General features: G+C 59.4%; 14 protein-coding genes. 8 read left to right on the top strand and 6 right to left on the bottom strand.

Annotated features, from left to right (window positions below; translation table 11 throughout):
• The first annotated feature begins 65 nt into the window (after positions 1-65).
• Positions 66-986 (top strand): rhodanese-related sulfurtransferase, encoded by a 921-nt coding sequence (locus tag ACSHXH_RS02960; RefSeq protein ID WP_435670270.1) that lies wholly within the window; start codon positions 66-68, stop codon positions 984-986.
• A gap of 103 nt (positions 987-1,089) precedes the next feature.
• Here ACSHXH_RS02960 and ACSHXH_RS02955 read toward each other — a convergent pair whose 3' ends face one another.
• The 3 genes from ACSHXH_RS02955 to ACSHXH_RS02945 are packed head-to-tail and all read right to left on the bottom strand — an operon-like array spanning position 1,090 to position 2,582.
• Positions 1,090-1,422, bottom strand: coding sequence for a hypothetical protein (locus ACSHXH_RS02955; RefSeq protein WP_435670269.1), 333 nt, complete (start codon positions 1,420-1,422; stop codon positions 1,090-1,092).
• Positions 1,423-1,457: 35 nt separating this feature from the next.
• A complete protein-coding gene (locus tag ACSHXH_RS02950) occupies positions 1,458-2,168 on the bottom strand; it encodes a DUF599 domain-containing protein (RefSeq protein WP_435670268.1) in 711 nt (236 codons plus the stop codon).
• Between the two features lie 3 nt (positions 2,169-2,171).
• Positions 2,172-2,582: a CopD family protein gene (locus tag ACSHXH_RS02945; RefSeq protein ID WP_435670267.1), complete on the bottom strand. Its 411-nt coding sequence runs from the start codon at positions 2,580-2,582 to the stop codon at positions 2,172-2,174.
• Positions 2,583-2,704: 122 nt separating this feature from the next.
• Here ACSHXH_RS02945 and ACSHXH_RS02940 point away from each other — a divergent pair, with 122 nt between their 5' ends.
• The 5 genes from ACSHXH_RS02940 (at position 2,705) to ACSHXH_RS02920 (ending at position 8,146) form a co-directional block, all read left to right on the top strand.
• A complete protein-coding gene (locus ACSHXH_RS02940) occupies positions 2,705-4,153 on the top strand; it encodes an FAD-linked oxidase C-terminal domain-containing protein (RefSeq protein WP_435670266.1) in 1,449 nt (482 codons plus the stop codon).
• Positions 4,154-4,243: 90 nt separating this feature from the next.
• On the top strand, positions 4,244-5,347 hold the full coding sequence (locus ACSHXH_RS02935) for an FAD-binding protein (protein WP_435670265.1): 1,104 nt from the start codon (positions 4,244-4,246) through the stop codon (positions 5,345-5,347).
• A gap of 3 nt (positions 5,348-5,350) precedes the next feature.
• Positions 5,351-6,664, top strand: coding sequence for a glycolate oxidase subunit GlcF (gene glcF, locus ACSHXH_RS02930; protein ID WP_435670264.1), 1,314 nt, complete (start codon positions 5,351-5,353; stop codon positions 6,662-6,664).
• A 69-nt stretch (positions 6,665-6,733) separates the two neighbouring features.
• Entirely contained in the window at positions 6,734-7,561 is an 828-nt protein-coding gene (locus ACSHXH_RS02925) for a trypsin-like serine peptidase (protein ID WP_435670612.1), read from the top strand.
• 117 nt (positions 7,562-7,678) lie between these two features.
• The gene (locus ACSHXH_RS02920; protein ID WP_435670263.1) at positions 7,679-8,146 is read left to right on the top strand and encodes an Hsp20 family protein; all 468 of its coding nucleotides are present in this window, start codon (positions 7,679-7,681) and stop codon (positions 8,144-8,146) included.
• A 109-nt stretch (positions 8,147-8,255) separates the two neighbouring features.
• On the opposite strand, the gene ACSHXH_RS02915 is transcribed toward ACSHXH_RS02920, so the two are convergent.
• Both ACSHXH_RS02915 and ACSHXH_RS02910 read right to left on the bottom strand, forming a co-directional pair.
• On the bottom strand, positions 8,256-10,430 hold the full coding sequence (locus ACSHXH_RS02915) for an esterase-like activity of phytase family protein (RefSeq protein WP_435670262.1): 2,175 nt from the start codon (positions 10,428-10,430) through the stop codon (positions 8,256-8,258).
• Between the two features lie 143 nt (positions 10,431-10,573).
• Positions 10,574-11,143, bottom strand: coding sequence for a carboxymuconolactone decarboxylase family protein (locus tag ACSHXH_RS02910; RefSeq protein WP_435670261.1), 570 nt, complete (start codon positions 11,141-11,143; stop codon positions 10,574-10,576).
• A gap of 96 nt (positions 11,144-11,239) precedes the next feature.
• Between ACSHXH_RS02910 and ACSHXH_RS02905 the strand changes: the two genes are divergently transcribed.
• Positions 11,240-11,830 (top strand): TetR/AcrR family transcriptional regulator, encoded by a 591-nt coding sequence (locus tag ACSHXH_RS02905; RefSeq protein ID WP_435670260.1) that lies wholly within the window; start codon positions 11,240-11,242, stop codon positions 11,828-11,830.
• A 75-nt stretch (positions 11,831-11,905) separates the two neighbouring features.
• Here ACSHXH_RS02905 and ACSHXH_RS02900 read toward each other — a convergent pair whose 3' ends face one another.
• Entirely contained in the window at positions 11,906-13,381 is a 1,476-nt protein-coding gene (locus tag ACSHXH_RS02900; RefSeq protein ID WP_435670259.1) for an NAD-dependent succinate-semialdehyde dehydrogenase, read from the bottom strand.
• An 81-nt stretch (positions 13,382-13,462) separates the two neighbouring features.
• Between ACSHXH_RS02900 and ACSHXH_RS02895 the strand changes: the two genes are divergently transcribed.
• Positions 13,463-14,260: an alpha/beta hydrolase gene (locus ACSHXH_RS02895; RefSeq protein WP_435670258.1), complete on the top strand. Its 798-nt coding sequence runs from the start codon at positions 13,463-13,465 to the stop codon at positions 14,258-14,260.
• Positions 14,261-14,321 lie beyond the last annotated feature (61 nt).

Genomic DNA, 14,321 nt, shown 5'->3' with positions numbered 1-14,321 from the left:
ACGGTCAAGGGTTGCGGCATTGCGGAACCTTGCGCCTGTCCCGGACCAGGCGTAATGCCGCGCGCATGTTTACGGTTTGCGCACTTTATCACTTCACCCGCTTTGACGACCCCGAGGCTTTGCGGGGTCCGCTGCTTGCACTTTGCCGGGATCACGCGATCACCGGTACGCTGCTTTTGGCGCATGAAGGGATCAATGGCACAGTGGCAGGCCGCGCGGCAGACATTAACCATTTGTTAACCCACTTGCGCGCCTTACCCGGCTGCGCAGATCTGGAATGGAAGCTGTCCACCACACAGGACCGCCCGTTTCCCCGCATAAAAGTGCGCCTGAAAAAAGAGATCGTCACGATGGGCGTGCCAGACGTCGATCCGCGCGCCAAGGTTGGGCATTATATGCACCCATCAGACTGGAACGCGCTGATCCAAAGTCCCGATGTTGCCGTGATCGACACCCGCAACGACTATGAGGTGGCCATCGGTACATTCGAAGGCGCGGTTGACCCAAAGACAGAAAGCTTTCGTGACTTCCCCGCGTGGTGGGAACAAAACAAAGCCCGGTTCCACAACAAGCGTATTGCGATGTTTTGCACAGGCGGCATTCGCTGCGAAAAATCGACGAACTACTTGCTCAGCCAAGGGGTCGAAGACGTCTATCACCTCAAGGGCGGCATCCTGAAATACCTTGAGGAGGTGCCGCAGGACCAAAGCACGTGGCAGGGGGAATGCTTTGTCTTTGACGGTCGTGTGTCGGTGGGGCACGGGCTTACCGAAGGGCCGCATGTTTTGTGCCATGCCTGCCGGTGTCCAATCCTGCCCGAAGACAGGAACCACCCAGAATATGAGCACGGCGTATCTTGTCACCTGTGCGCCACTGAGACATCGGACGACGACAAAGCGCGGTTCCGCGAACGGCAAAAGCAGATCCGACTGGCAGAGGCGCGGGGCGAACGGCATCTGCGTGCCGATGTGGTTGACGAAACGTAAATAGGTCCGAACCGGCCTCTTTGTTTCGCGCGCGAAACATTAGGTCAGAAATGTTCACCTTTTCTCAAGACCTCGGGGCCTAAGATTTTTCGTACGAAAAATCTCAGCGCGGCACGGGAACGCGTGTCTCTGACCAGCCATCAACTGAACATTTCGCACGCATGAAAAGCGCGCCTTCGGGCAGGTCCGTCACAGTCATGCTGCGCGTGAAGGGCTGTTCCTCAACATGCGGGTGCAGCAATATGCGCGTACCAACAATCGTACCGTCTTCGGCCTCGATCCGCCAGCCGTCAGCGTAATGGTCCCACCCTGTGTCAGGATGCGCCAAGGTCACGGACACGCGCGTGCCGTCTATCTCAACCGCAATGATATCAGGCGGGTCAGCCAAAACCGGCTCTGCGAAACAGGCGAGGCAAATCAGAACACGGGTCAACATGGCTTCACCTTACCAGACGATGCCCGAACCCCAAGTCACGTTTCCGCGTCCGGCGCACCATGCAACAACACATGCCGCGACTGCGAGGCGAATTCCCGCCTCAGCACCACCAGAATCGTCACCAGCGCAGCAATAACCAAAGGCCCTGCCCCCAAAAGCCAGGTTGACGACGCGATGCCGAAATAGACCGACCGCAAACCACGATTGTACCCGCGTGCGGCGGTGATGTTGAGCTCTGCCGCCTGCAACGCCATCGGCATCGCCTTGGGGTCCTCAGGATCGTTGGGCACCGCCGACATGATGACCGAGCAATATCCAAAAAGCCTGTGCGACCAGACGAATTTCAGAAACGCGTTCGCCGCGAACAGCAGCAGCGCCAGCAGCTTGACTTCGAGCAGGAAGATTGGATCGCTTTCCAGCGTCAAATCCTCGGCCACGCCGCGCAAGCGTTCCGCGTTGCCCAAAAGCGCGAACCCGCCCCCAATGGCGATCATGCTCGCCGATGCGAAAAACGCGGTGCCCTGGCGCAGGCTTGCAATGATCTGGCTGTCAAAGATGCGGGGCTGCCGCGTCACGAACTGGCGCATCCATTCGCGGCGATACCCGGCCATGATCTGTGACGTGGAGGGATGGGACTTGGGTGCGTTTTCGACAACGAGGCTGCACGCCACCCACCCTCCGCTCAAAAGGCACAGACCCACCGCGTCAAGGACCGTGAACAGGTAAAGGCGATCAAACCAATCCATGCCTCAGAACGGTTTGACGACAACAACCCAAAGGATCGCAATGGCGCCCAGAACGCTGATTTCGTTAAAGATGCGCAGATAGCGGTCTGATTCACTGAACACGCCGCGTTTCGCGCGCAGCACCAGCCGCCCGGTCCATGTGTAATGCAGCGCCAGAAGCAGAACGAGAAACAGTTTCACCCAGACCCAAGTCGGGAACTGCCAGATCGACCCAAGCCAAAGACCGGTGATCAGGGCAATCACACCAAGCCCTGCGGAAAAGCGATACAGCCGAATGGTCAGATCGCCCAAGGGACCAAATTCGCCGATGCGGGCATATTCGCGTTTCCAAAAGATCAACGCGCGCGGCACCGCGAAGATCGAGGTCATCCACCCCATCACGCAGAGAATATGAATAATCTTGATCCAGTCCATGACCGCTTGGTGACCGGGGTTTCGGTCAAAGGCAAGAGGCGCCAATGCCGCGTGCGACGAAATAATCTCTGGCTTCTTTGGTAGTATTGGTTATATCTTCTTACCAATTCGGAGGAAACGCCATGCAAATGCCCATACCCGATTCCAGCGTGCTGGCCCGCAAGGCCCAGATCGTTGCCCGCCTGCGCAGCGCGATCCCGGCGGATGCCGTGATCTCGGACGAGAGCGAGACCCGCGCCTATGAGTGCGATGCGCTCACCGCCTATAAGTGCCCGCCTTTGGCAGTGGTCCTGCCGTCCTCGACCGAGGAAGTCGCGGCGGTTCTGAAAGTTTGTTACGACATGGGCGTTCCGGTTGTCCCGCGCGGGTCCGGCACATCGCTGGCCGGGGGCGCGTTGCCCACGGCGGATTGCGTGCTGCTGGGTGTGGCGCGCATGGCGGACGTGCTTGAGACCGATTACGACAACCGCTTTATCCGCGTGCAGACCGGGCGCACAAACCTGAGCGTGACAGGCGCGGTCGAAGCAGACGGGTTCTTTTACGCACCTGATCCGTCTTCGCAATTGGCCTGCGCCATCGCGGGCAATATCGCGATGAACTCGGGCGGCGCGCATTGCCTGAAATACGGGGTGACCACCAACAACCTGATGGGCGTTACGATGGTGCAAATGGATGGCACCATCATGCAGATCGGCGGCGCGCATCTGGATGCTGGAGGCTATGACCTTTTGGGGTTGATCTGCGGATCCGAGGGACAATTGGGTGTCGTGACCGAAGCCACCCTGCGCATCCTGCCCAAACCCGAAGGTGCGCGTCCGGTTCTCATGGGGTTCGACAGCAACGAAGTTGCCGGGGCCTGCGTCGCCGATATCATCAAGGCGGGCGTGTTGCCCGTGGCGATCGAATTCATGGACCGGCCCTGTATCGAGGCGACCGAGGCCTTTGCCAAGGCGGGCTACCCGATGTGCGAGGCGCTGTTGATCGTTGAGGTCGAAGGCAGCCCGGCCGAGATCGACGAACAACTTGCCCTGATCCTGGAAATTGCACGGCGGCACAACCCGGTAGAACTGCGCGAGGCCAAGGACGCGGATGAGGCCGGGCGCATCTGGCTGGGCCGCAAATCTGCCTTTGGCGCGATGGGTCAGATCAATGATTACATGTGTCTGGACGGCACCATCCCGGTGTCCGAGCTGCCTTATGTTTTGCGCCGGATCGGCGAAATGTCCAAGGAATACGGGCTGGACGTGGCAAATGTGTTCCATGCAGGCGACGGCAACATGCACCCGCTGATCCTATTCGATGCGAACAAGGACGGTGATCTTGAGCTATGCGAGGCGCTTGGCGCCGACATCCTGCGGCTATGCGTTGAGGTGGGCGGATGCCTGACCGGCGAACATGGTGTGGGGATCGAAAAGCGCGATCTGATGTTTGACCAGTTCGCGCCTGCCGATCTTGAGGCACAGATGGCGGTTAAGGACGTGTTTGATCCGGCATGGCTGCTGAACCCGGCCAAGGTGTTCCCGCTGGCCGCATCACAAAGCCGACGCGGTATGGCGCTCGCAGCCGAGTAAGCACATTGGAGGGCTGATGCCCCAAACCGCACATCTCTTGGGGGGCCAGCCCCCCAAACCCCCCGGCATATTTGCAAAAAGAAGAAGATCATGAGACCAGAAACAGAAGCCGAATTGGCCGACATGATCGCTGCGGCCACAGGGCCGATCTGCGTGCGAGGTGGGGGAACGCGGGGCGTTGCCCTGAATGGAGACCTGCTTGAAACCGGCGGGTTATCGGGCATCACGCTCTATGAGCCGGGCTCTTTGACGCTTGTTGCGCGATCGGGAACAGCTTTGGCCGAAATCGAGACTGCATTGGCAGCCGAAGGACAACGTTTGGCGTTTGAACCGATGGACCATCGCAGTTTGATGGGCACCAAGGGCACCCCGACCATTGGCGGTGTCGTGGCCGCCAATGTCAGCGGGCCACGCCGGGTGTCTGTTGGGGCGTGCCGCGATTTCATGCTGGGGGTGCGCTATGTCGATGGGACAGGCACCACCGTCAAGAATGGCGGACGCGTGATGAAGAATGTCACGGGCTATGATCTGGTCAAGCTGATGAGCGGGTCTTGGGGAACGTTGGGTGTTCTGAGCGAAGTGAGCCTCAAGGTGTTGCCGCAACCGGAAACCGCAGCCTGCGTAATGATCGACGGGTTGAGCGATGCCGAGGCCGTGGCGGCAATGGCACGCGCGCTCGGGTCGCCGTTCGAGGTGTCGGGTGCGGCGCACCTGCCTGTCGGGACGGATGGCACGCCAGTGACGATGCTGCGGGTCGAAGGATTTGCTGGGTCAGTGGCCTATCGTGCCGATCAGATCGCGGGGCTGTTTTCCGATCTGGCGGTGCGGATTGAGCGCGACCCCGAGGCAGTTGCCACGCAATGGGCGCAAGTGCGGGATGTAGCAGCGTTTCATGGCAGCGATGGGGATGTCTGGCGCGTGTCCTGCACCCCGTCCGAGGCGGCACAGCTTGGTGCAAAGACGGGGGCTGATGCGCTGCTTTATGACTGGGGTGGCGGGTTGATCTGGGCGCGGGTAGCGACGGGCACCGATGTGCGCGCGCGATTGGGGGCCTTTGATGGCCATGCCACGCTGGTGCGCGGCACCGGCCAGCCAAAGTTCCAACCCGAGCCAGAAGTGGTTGCAGCGTTGACGCGCGGGTTGCGGCAGAAATTCGATCCGAAGGGTCTCTTGAACACAGGATTGATGGGATAATCGATGCAAACGACATTTACCGAAACGCAGTTGCGCGATCCCGAAATCAAGCGGTCGAATGAGATACTGCGGTCCTGCGTGCATTGCGGGTTCTGCACCGCGACCTGCCCGACCTATCAGGTTCTGGGGGACGAGCTGGACAGCCCGCGGGGGCGGATTTACCTGATCAAGGACATGCTCGAAAACGAGCGGAAGCCTGATGAGAAGACGGTCAAACATATCGACCGCTGCCTGTCCTGTCTTGCCTGCATGACAACCTGCCCTTCGGGGGTGCATTACATGCATCTGGTCGATCACGCGCGCGCCTATATCGAAAAGAATTATGACCGCCCGTGGCATGACAAGGCGCTGCGGTGGACGCTGTCCAAGATCCTGCCCTATCCGACGCGGTTCCGGGTGGCTCTGTTGCTTGCGAAGATCGGCAAGCCCTTTGCGCCATTGATCCCGGATGCGCGGCTGAAAGCGATGCTGGAGATGGCCCCGAAACGCATCCCCGCAGTAAGCCGCAATGACGATCCGCAGAGCTTTGCGCCTGCGCAACCGCGCAAGAAGCGGGTCGCGCTGATGACGGGATGTGCGCAAAAGGCGCTGAACACCGATATCAACGATGCCACGATCCGGCTGCTGACGCGGCTGGGATGCGAAGTGGTGGTGGCCCAAGGTGCAGGCTGTTGCGGGGCGCTGACCCATCACATGGGCAAGATCGACGAAAGCCATGGATCGGCGGCGGCCAACATCGCAGCCTGGACGCGCGAAATGGATGGCGCGGGCCTTGATGCGATTGTGATCAACACCAGCGGCTGTGGCACAACGGTCAAGGATTACGGCCATATGTTCCGAAATGATGCACTTGCGGCCGATGCGGCACGGGTTTCGGCGATTGCCAAGGATGTCAGCGAAGTGCTGGTTGAGCTGGTAGACGAAGCAGCGGTGGCTGAGGCCAAGACCGTTCATGGCGGCGCGCGCGTTGCCTATCACGCCGCATGCAGCTTGCAGCACGGGCAGCAGATCAAGACGCATCCCAAGACGCTGCTCAAGGCGGCGGGGTTTGACGTTGTAGAACCGGCGGACAGCCATTTGTGTTGTGGATCGGCAGGTACGTACAACCTGATGCAGCCCGAGATTTCCAAGCAGCTCAAGGCGCGCAAGGTGAAAACGCTCAAGGCCAAACAGCCCGAGATCATTGCCGCTGGCAATATCGGGTGCATGATGCAAATCGGGTCGGGTACGGACATTCCTATTGTTCATACAGTCGAGCTTTTGGACTGGGCGACGGGCGGTCCGAAACCTCCTGCCCTGCAAATGTCGCAAAGCTGACGCAGCGACATAGTTTCGCCCAATTTACGGCCTATCCGGACTATCAAACGGAGGTGATCTGTGCGCCATATGCTCTGGGGGGCATTGTTGTCGCTGCTGCCAGCCTTTGCTGGTGCGCAGAGTGCCGGGCTGTTCTCGATGGAGAGCCGCCAGGATGGCCGCGCATGGGAAGCGGTTGGGCGGCTTGAACTGGCCGGTAAGGCCTTCTGTACCGGATCGCTGATCACACCCAAAGTGGTTCTGACCGCTGCACATTGTTTGTACGACGACACAGGCACGCTTATTGCCCCCGAAGACATTCAGTTTCTGGCAGGCTGGCGCAATGGCCGTGCCGCAGCCTATCGGCGCGTCAGGCGCGCGGTGGCGCATCCGGATTACGACGTCAACGCGGCACCCAGCTCTGACCGGGTTTACAACGACATTGCCTTGATCGAATTGCAGCACCCGGTGCGCAACACGACGATCATTCCCTTCGTGACTGGACAGCGCCCGCCTGTCGGAGAAAGCGTCGGTGTTGTCTCTTATGCCCATAACCGCTCTGAGGCACCGTCGATGCAGGACACCTGCGACGTGATGTCGGCGCAGCAAACCGTTCTGATCATGTCCTGTTCCGTGGATTTCGGCAGCTCTGGGTCGCCTGTCTTTGCGTTTGGTCCTGATGGGCCGCGGATCGTGTCGGTGGTGTCGTCCAAGGCAAAAAGCGGCGATCAGCCAGTGTCGTTGGGCGCGCCGTTGGACACGCAGATCGACGTGATCCTGGGATTGATGGAAGACGGTGCCGGGTTTGCAGAGGGCTCTGTCTTTCGACCGTTCCGCGCTGACGCGGGCGCGCGCAAGAATACCGGCGCGAAATTCATTCGCCCGCAAGAGCCCGCCTCTGACCTCTTGAAACCCTGATCGCGCTTCCCCAGATATTCGGTGTCGGGACGCCCAGACGGGGCCTGACGTCTTTAACTGAGCCTGTCCGTTATGGAAGGCTTGTCACAACTGGTATCGCTCACTGGAGGATGACCTATGCGTAGCTATGATTTTGCACCCTTGTACCGTGCAACTGTCGGCTTTGACCAAATTGCCGACCTGATGGACCGGGTTCTGACAAACGAAGTCAGCCAACCCACTTACCCACCCTACAATATCGAGAAAACCGCCGACGACGCCTATCGCATCTCGATTGCTGTTGCCGGGTTTTCGGATGATGATCTGACTGTTGAGGTCAAGGACGGTGCCTTGCATGTATCCGCCCGCAAGGTGGACGAGGACACGGCCCGCACATTCCTGCATCGCGGCATTGCGACCCGCGCGTTCCAGCGTCGGTTCCATCTGGCCGACCATGTCCGCGTTGTCGGGGCCAGCCACGAGAACGGCATGCTGCATATTGATCTGGAGCGCGAAATCCCAGAGGCGCTCAAACCGCGCCGGATCGCAATTGCCAAGGCCGATGCGATCGAGAAAGACGTGCTTGACGCAAAAGCGGTCAATTGAGCGCGTTGAGGATTTCCGAAAATTCACGACCAACCTCTTGAGTGAGATTGGAGTGCTGACACGACGAAGGCCCGGCAATGCGCCGGGCCTTTTATGTTTGTGGGTAAGATTATGACCCGCTCGCAACCGTACCGATGGAAAAGAACATCGTCTCGCCCGAGTGATCATCGACGCCATCATTGTCGGTGGACACGAACGCCTCGCCTGAGGGGGTGATTGCCAGGCCTTCAACCTTGTCGAGCACATAGCCGCCCGTGGATTTCAGGTCAGGCAGAAGGTCGCGGACCAGTTCCTTGGACACCACAGGCAGATCGCTCCCCAATGCCGCAGGCTGCATCTCGGACAGCGGGATGCGGTAAACCTTTTTCGTCACGGCCCGGAAATCATGCTGGTTGTCGCGTTCAACGAGATACACGTGATCGCCATGCGCCGTGATCTCGGACAGGCCAACCCAGCCGGTTGTGGCTTCGGCCTTGGGATAATGCACTGCACCCCATTCCTCGGTCTCAAGGTTGTAGGCCACCAGCTTTGCATGGTTTTCCGGGTCATCGCCCCATTCACGCTGCAGCGCCATCCAGAGGGTGTCACCAACCTTGGTGATTCCCTCGAACCCAAAACGCCGTTCAACCGCCATCAGTTCGGCGGGAAGACCAATTTCGGCTTTGATCTCACCTTCGGCACTGATGTGATAGAGCGCGTGCGGGATCACCCGGTCGGTGCGGCCTTCGGAGGCGGCCCAAAACCCACCTTCGCCATCCAAAGTGATGCCTTCCAGATCAAGCTTCTGTGCAATGTCACCATTGGCCCGAATGATGCGGATTGCGTCGGTGATCTTTGCCGGGGTTGATGAGGCGTCGATACGAAAGATCGTCGGCTGGTACCCATAAAAGCTGTCATTGACGGCCCAAACGGTGTCTTCCCCGTCCGCCACCATGCCGGAAATCGCGCCCCACCCCGTGAGCGTGTCCATGCCTGCGCTGGTCAGGTGCGGATAGGCTGCGGGGGCGTCCTGGTACTGATAGATCATCACATGCGCCCGCGCGCCGCCATCTTCGATCAGATCGGATTCATTGGCCGAGACAAGCAGGTTGCGGCTGGGGATCGTCACATAGCCTTCCGGCCCGACGCCCGAGGGCAGCAATTGTTCCAACACCGGATTGGCCACATCGGTCACGTTGTAGACGCCGACGACGCTGGCACGTTCAGCGCCGACAAACAGATATGGCGTGTCGTTGAACGTGGCGAACGTCACGCTTTCTGGCTCTACGCCCTTGGCGTCGGAACGGCGGTCGGGGTAGTGGCCGATCTGGATGATCGCATGTTCGAACTGGGTGCCATTTTCATAAACGACCGTGCCGTCTTTGTGAAAGATCGTCCAACCCCGCGACCCGCCTTCGTAATCGCCTTCGTTGGCGGTGGCAAAATGCTGATCGTCGATCCATGTGACCGCGTCAGGTTCGCGCAGGCGGCCCGGCTGGCTTTCAGTAAAGACCAACGCGGCGCGTTCGTCGGTGGCATCGATCCCTTCGAGATCCACGCTACCAGCAGAGAAATGGCTGATGATGGTCCCGTCCCGCGAGACGACAACCATGTGGTTGTTTTCCTGCAAGCTGACGACGGTTTCCCCAAGGCTGTTGATATGCACGTATTCCGGTTCGGGATCAGTTGGTGCAACCTCTGCCAGCCCGGTCAGGTCAGTCACGATCATGCTGTCGCAGTTCAGGCCAGCCTCAGACGCGTCGATCATGATCAGGTTGCCCGCGGGCAATTGCGGGATGAGACCATCGTTCAGGTCTTCGTCGCGTTCGTTTTCAATCGCGATCGAGACAAACGTACCATCCGGCGATTTGGCAAGGCTGTCGGGCTGACCACCCAGATCGCACATGCCCAGTTCCGTCCCAGAGGCGACATCGATGGCTTTGATCATGCCTGACGGCGCGGTGTAGCTTTCGGAGGTGTTCACGCCGACAAAGGCGGTCTGGCCAATGACGACGACGCTGGTTGGCTCGCCGCCCAGATCAAGGTTGCCCAAGGGGCGCGGATCAGCGGGGTTCGAGATATCGATGCGGCCCAGCGCACCCAGCGGGCTGTCAGTGTAGATCAGCGTCATGCCGTCTGCGGTGGCGTCGATGATCTCGGGGCTGGATTCGCGGTTGCGATCCTCACCTTCGGCCATGTTCATCACCACCGGAAACGATGCGATGCGGTTGAAGTTCATCTCGGCCGACGCGGCAGAGGCTGTCAGAGCGATGACGGATGTCAGGCACACAGCGCGGTTTGTCATGGAAAATCCCCCTTGGATGGACAAAGGGGACGTGCCCTAGGGGCAAGACGCCCACATGACAGTTTTGATTCAGATTTGTGAACTTTGCCCGATGGCATGGGCGGGCGACCCCAGACCTGGGATCGCCTGCTGTCTTGGCGGGCTTATGCGGCGAGAGGTTTTCCGGCACGCGTCCATGCGAAGCCTTGAACCGGCTCGTCCAGCGGTGTTTCCGCAATGTGGTTGATGTAGTTGGACATGAGTTTCTGCGAGAGCCCCAGAATGACATCCAGCACGGCGCGATGGCTATATCCAGCATCAAAGAACGCCTGCATCTGCGCTTCTGTCACGTTGCCACGCCCGCGCAGTACCTGAAGAGTGAAGGCGCGCAGCGCTTCGAGCTTGGCTGTCGGAAGCGGTGTCTCGTTGCGCAGGGCAGTCGTGATATCGTCAGACACTTTCATCCGTTTGGCGATGCCGGTGTGTGCCGGAACGCAATAATGGCATTCATGCTCTACGTTGATCGTCTGCCAGACAACAGTCTGTTCCTCTGCGTCGAACGCAGTCTGGGTGAAAAGCTTGTGCAGCACCTGATACCCTTCGAGAACCTGCGGGCTTTCGGCCATCACCTTGTGGAGTCCGGGCAAACGGCCAAAGGCTTTTTGGCTGTTTTCAAGCAGCGGCTTGGAGCCGTCTGGCGCTGTTTCGAGATCGTGCGAGGGAAAGTCGGTCATGGGTCTGTCCTTTTTTGAGGTGTGGGGAGCAATTGCGCTTTCTTGAGCAATCATTCAAGTATATAATTGAGTGATTGATCAAGAAAGGGTGATCTCGTGCCACGCAAACCTGAATATGACCGGGACGCCTTGATAGACCGCGCACGCGATCTGTTCTGGAAACAAGGCTGGGCAGGCACGTCCCTTAAAGATTTGGAGCACGCGCTAAACGTAAAACCCGGCAGCTTTTACGCGGCTTTCGGATCAAAAGGCGCGCTGTTCGAGCTGACGCTCGACCGGTATGCGGAAAACGGGACCGCACGGCTTAGGGCTTTGGTCGATGCGCATGGAGCCCTTGGCGCGCTGAAGCGCTATCCGGCTTTGGTGATTGAACCATCCGGGTCCAACCCGCGCGCTTGTATGCTGGCAAAGACAGTCCTGGAATTGGGCAGTCTTGACGACCCGCTTGCCGCGCGCGCCAATTTTCATCTGTCCAACATGGAAATGCGCTTTGCCGCCCTGTTTCGCGCCGCGCAGGCAAAGGGCCAGATTTCCAAGACCTATGACGCGGATGCGCTGGCGCGCCGGTATCAGTCAGACCTTCTGGGCCTGCGCGTATCTGCCGAACGGGATGGCGTTGATGCCAACGCAATCGCTACAGAAATCGCCAGTGGCTTGGACAGGTTGTCCATCCCGGCCACCAATTGAGACAACAGCTTTGTCACAAGGTCTGGGTGCGATGAGGCCCTAAGTGGGTCTCATCAGAGTTCATGCGTCCGCGCTTTATACGCTTAGGCAAACATATTTCATCTCAAGGAAATCGTCGATCCCGTGGTGGCTGCCTTCGCGGCCAAGGCCCGATTGCTTGACGCCGCCAAACGGCGCAACCTCGGTTGAGATGATGCCGGTGTTCACGCCGACAATGCCGTATTCCAGCGCCTCGGCGACCTTGTAAACGCGGCTGAGATCCTTGGCGTAGAAATAGCTGGCAAGGCCAAAGATCGTGTCATTGGCCAGCGCAATTACATCGTCTTCGGTGTCAAACTTGAACAGCGGGGCCAATGGGCCAAAGGTTTCCTCGGTCGAAAAAGCCATGTCACGGGTCGCACCCGTGACAATTGTCGGGGCCATGAAGTTGCCGTCATTCTTGGGTGTCTCATCGCCAAGGATCACATGCGCGCCTTTGGCTTTGGCGTCAGCGATATGTTCGCGCACCTTGGTCACTGCATCGGCGTTGATGAGCGGTCCAAGGTCTGTGCCTGCCGCAAGCCCGTCACCCACTGTCATCTTGGCCACGCGATCCTTCAGCTTGGCGGCAAATTCATCGTACACGCCGGCCTGAACATAGATGCGATTGGCGCACACACAGGTCTGACCGTTGTTGCGGAATTTGCACAGGATCGCGCCTTCGACTGCCGCGTCGATATCGGCATCGTCAAACACGATGAACGGTGCGTTGCCACCCAGCTCCATCGAGCATTTCATCACCTGATCCGCCGCCTGCCGCAGCAGAATGCGCCCCACCTCGGTCGAGCCCGTAAAGGTGATCTTGCGCACGGCCGGGTTCTCGCACATTTCCTTGCCAACCTCGGACGACGACGACGAGGGCACGACATTGAACACACCCGCAGGAATGCCTGCGCGTTCGGCTAGCACCGCCATCACAATCGCCGACAACGGCGTTTCAGCAGCCGGTCGCGCGACAAAACTGCACCCGGCGGCGAGCGCAGGCGCGGCCTTGCGGGTGATCATTGCGTTCGGGAAATTCCACGGTGTGATCGACCCGACAACGCCGATGGGCTGTTTCATCACCATGATGCGCTTGTCGCGCTGATGGCCGGGGATGGTTTCGCCGTAAATGCGCTTGGCCTCTTCGGCGAAGAATTCGATGAAGGATGCGCCATAGGCGACCTCTCCCTTGGCCTCGGTCAGTGGCTTGCCCTGTTCGGCGGTCAGGATCGTGGCCAGATCATCCTGATGCGCCATCATCAAATCAAACCATTTGCGCAGCACCTGGCTGCGTTCCTTGCCGGTCCATTTGGCCCAGTCTTTCTGCGCCACTTCGGCGGCAGCAATGGCATCGGCCACCTGCGCGCGGGACAGATCTGCCACCTGAGCGATGGTGTCGCCGCGCGCAGGATTGTCGACCGGGAAAGTGCCGTCATCGCCGTCGATCCACGCACCGTTCACATAGGCGCGGGTTTCAAGCAGCGACGGATCCCTGAGCAAACTGGCAAGATTTGTGGTCTGGTCGAGCATGGAGTCCCTCCGAATAGATGCTGACAAAGGTGGAACACTTGAGGCATTCCTTGGCAAGTGCTGTTAACCTGGAGACGCGCAGTGGATTTTGACGACGCCTACGCCAATAGCAAGCATATCCCCAACGGGGACGCGTATCCGCAACAATGGCGCGCGGATGCGGATGCCTTTCGTCAGCGCATGTCGGTTCTCGGGCGGGCGCGCCTTGGTGTGATGTACGGACATGGAACGCGTGAGGTTGTTGATCTGTTCCAACCTGACCGCGTGCCAAAAGGCACGATGGTCTTTGTGCATGGCGGCTATTGGCGTCAGACGGATGGATCGCTGTGGTCGCATTTCGCCCAAGGTGCGTTGGACGCAGGCTGGGCTGTGGCCATGCCCACCTATGATCTGTGTCCCCGTGTGCGCATCGCAGATATCACACGGCAGGTGGCTGCGGCGATCTCGGTTGTGGCGCATGACAGCGTGGGGCCGATCCGGCTTGTCGGTCATTCCGCGGGTGGGCAGTTGGTCGCGCGCATGCTTGCCCCCGGAGTGCTGCCCGAAGACGTGCTTGCGCGTGTTGCGAATTGCGTGCCGATTTCGCCGCTCTCTGACCTGCGCCCCCTGATCAACACCGCGATGAATGCCGATTTCAAGTTGGACACGGACAGCGCGGTTGCAGACAGCCCGATCTTTATGGACCCGCCTGCTGTGCCGGTGACCGTCTGGGTCGGCGCACAGGAACGCCCGGTCTTTCTGGATCAGGCGCAATGGCTGGCCGACGCATGGGGCTGTGCCCATGTGGTCGATCCGGGCACCCATCATTTTGACGTAATAAATGGCATGACGCAGGCAGACAGCCCCTTGATGCGGGCAATTATGGGCGCGGCTTCTTGACACTTTGCGCAATTCGGAAAGAGCTTGCCGCCACGCGATGTCTTTTTTGGACCGTGAATTG

The organism is Marivita sp. (assembly GCF_051251565.1).
Taxonomy (GTDB): Bacteria; Pseudomonadota; Alphaproteobacteria; order Rhodobacterales; family Rhodobacteraceae; genus Marivita.
This window is presented reverse-complemented; position numbering and strand designations above follow the sequence as displayed.

Bases quoted from the DNA above. Each gene is read 5' to 3' on its own strand.
- ACSHXH_RS02960 (WP_435670270.1), top strand. From the start codon at position 66: ATGTTTACGGTTTGCGCACTTTATCACTTCACCCGCTTTGACGACCCC.
- ACSHXH_RS02955 (WP_435670269.1), bottom strand. From the start codon at position 1,422: ATGTTGACCCGTGTTCTGATTTGCCTCGCCTGTTTCGCAGAGCCGGTT.
- ACSHXH_RS02950 (WP_435670268.1), bottom strand. From the start codon at position 2,168: ATGGATTGGTTTGATCGCCTTTACCTGTTCACGGTCCTTGACGCGGTG.
- ACSHXH_RS02945 (WP_435670267.1), bottom strand. From the start codon at position 2,582: ATGGACTGGATCAAGATTATTCATATTCTCTGCGTGATGGGGTGGATG.
- ACSHXH_RS02940 (WP_435670266.1), top strand. From the start codon at position 2,705: ATGCAAATGCCCATACCCGATTCCAGCGTGCTGGCCCGCAAGGCCCAG.
- ACSHXH_RS02935 (WP_435670265.1), top strand. From the start codon at position 4,244: ATGAGACCAGAAACAGAAGCCGAATTGGCCGACATGATCGCTGCGGCC.
- glcF (WP_435670264.1), top strand. From the start codon at position 5,351: ATGCAAACGACATTTACCGAAACGCAGTTGCGCGATCCCGAAATCAAG.
- ACSHXH_RS02925 (WP_435670612.1), top strand. From the start codon at position 6,734: ATGCTCTGGGGGGCATTGTTGTCGCTGCTGCCAGCCTTTGCTGGTGCG.
- ACSHXH_RS02920 (WP_435670263.1), top strand. From the start codon at position 7,679: ATGCGTAGCTATGATTTTGCACCCTTGTACCGTGCAACTGTCGGCTTT.
- ACSHXH_RS02915 (WP_435670262.1), bottom strand. From the start codon at position 10,430: ATGACAAACCGCGCTGTGTGCCTGACATCCGTCATCGCTCTGACAGCC.
- ACSHXH_RS02910 (WP_435670261.1), bottom strand. From the start codon at position 11,143: ATGACCGACTTTCCCTCGCACGATCTCGAAACAGCGCCAGACGGCTCC.
- ACSHXH_RS02900 (WP_435670259.1), bottom strand. From the start codon at position 13,381: ATGCTCGACCAGACCACAAATCTTGCCAGTTTGCTCAGGGATCCGTCG.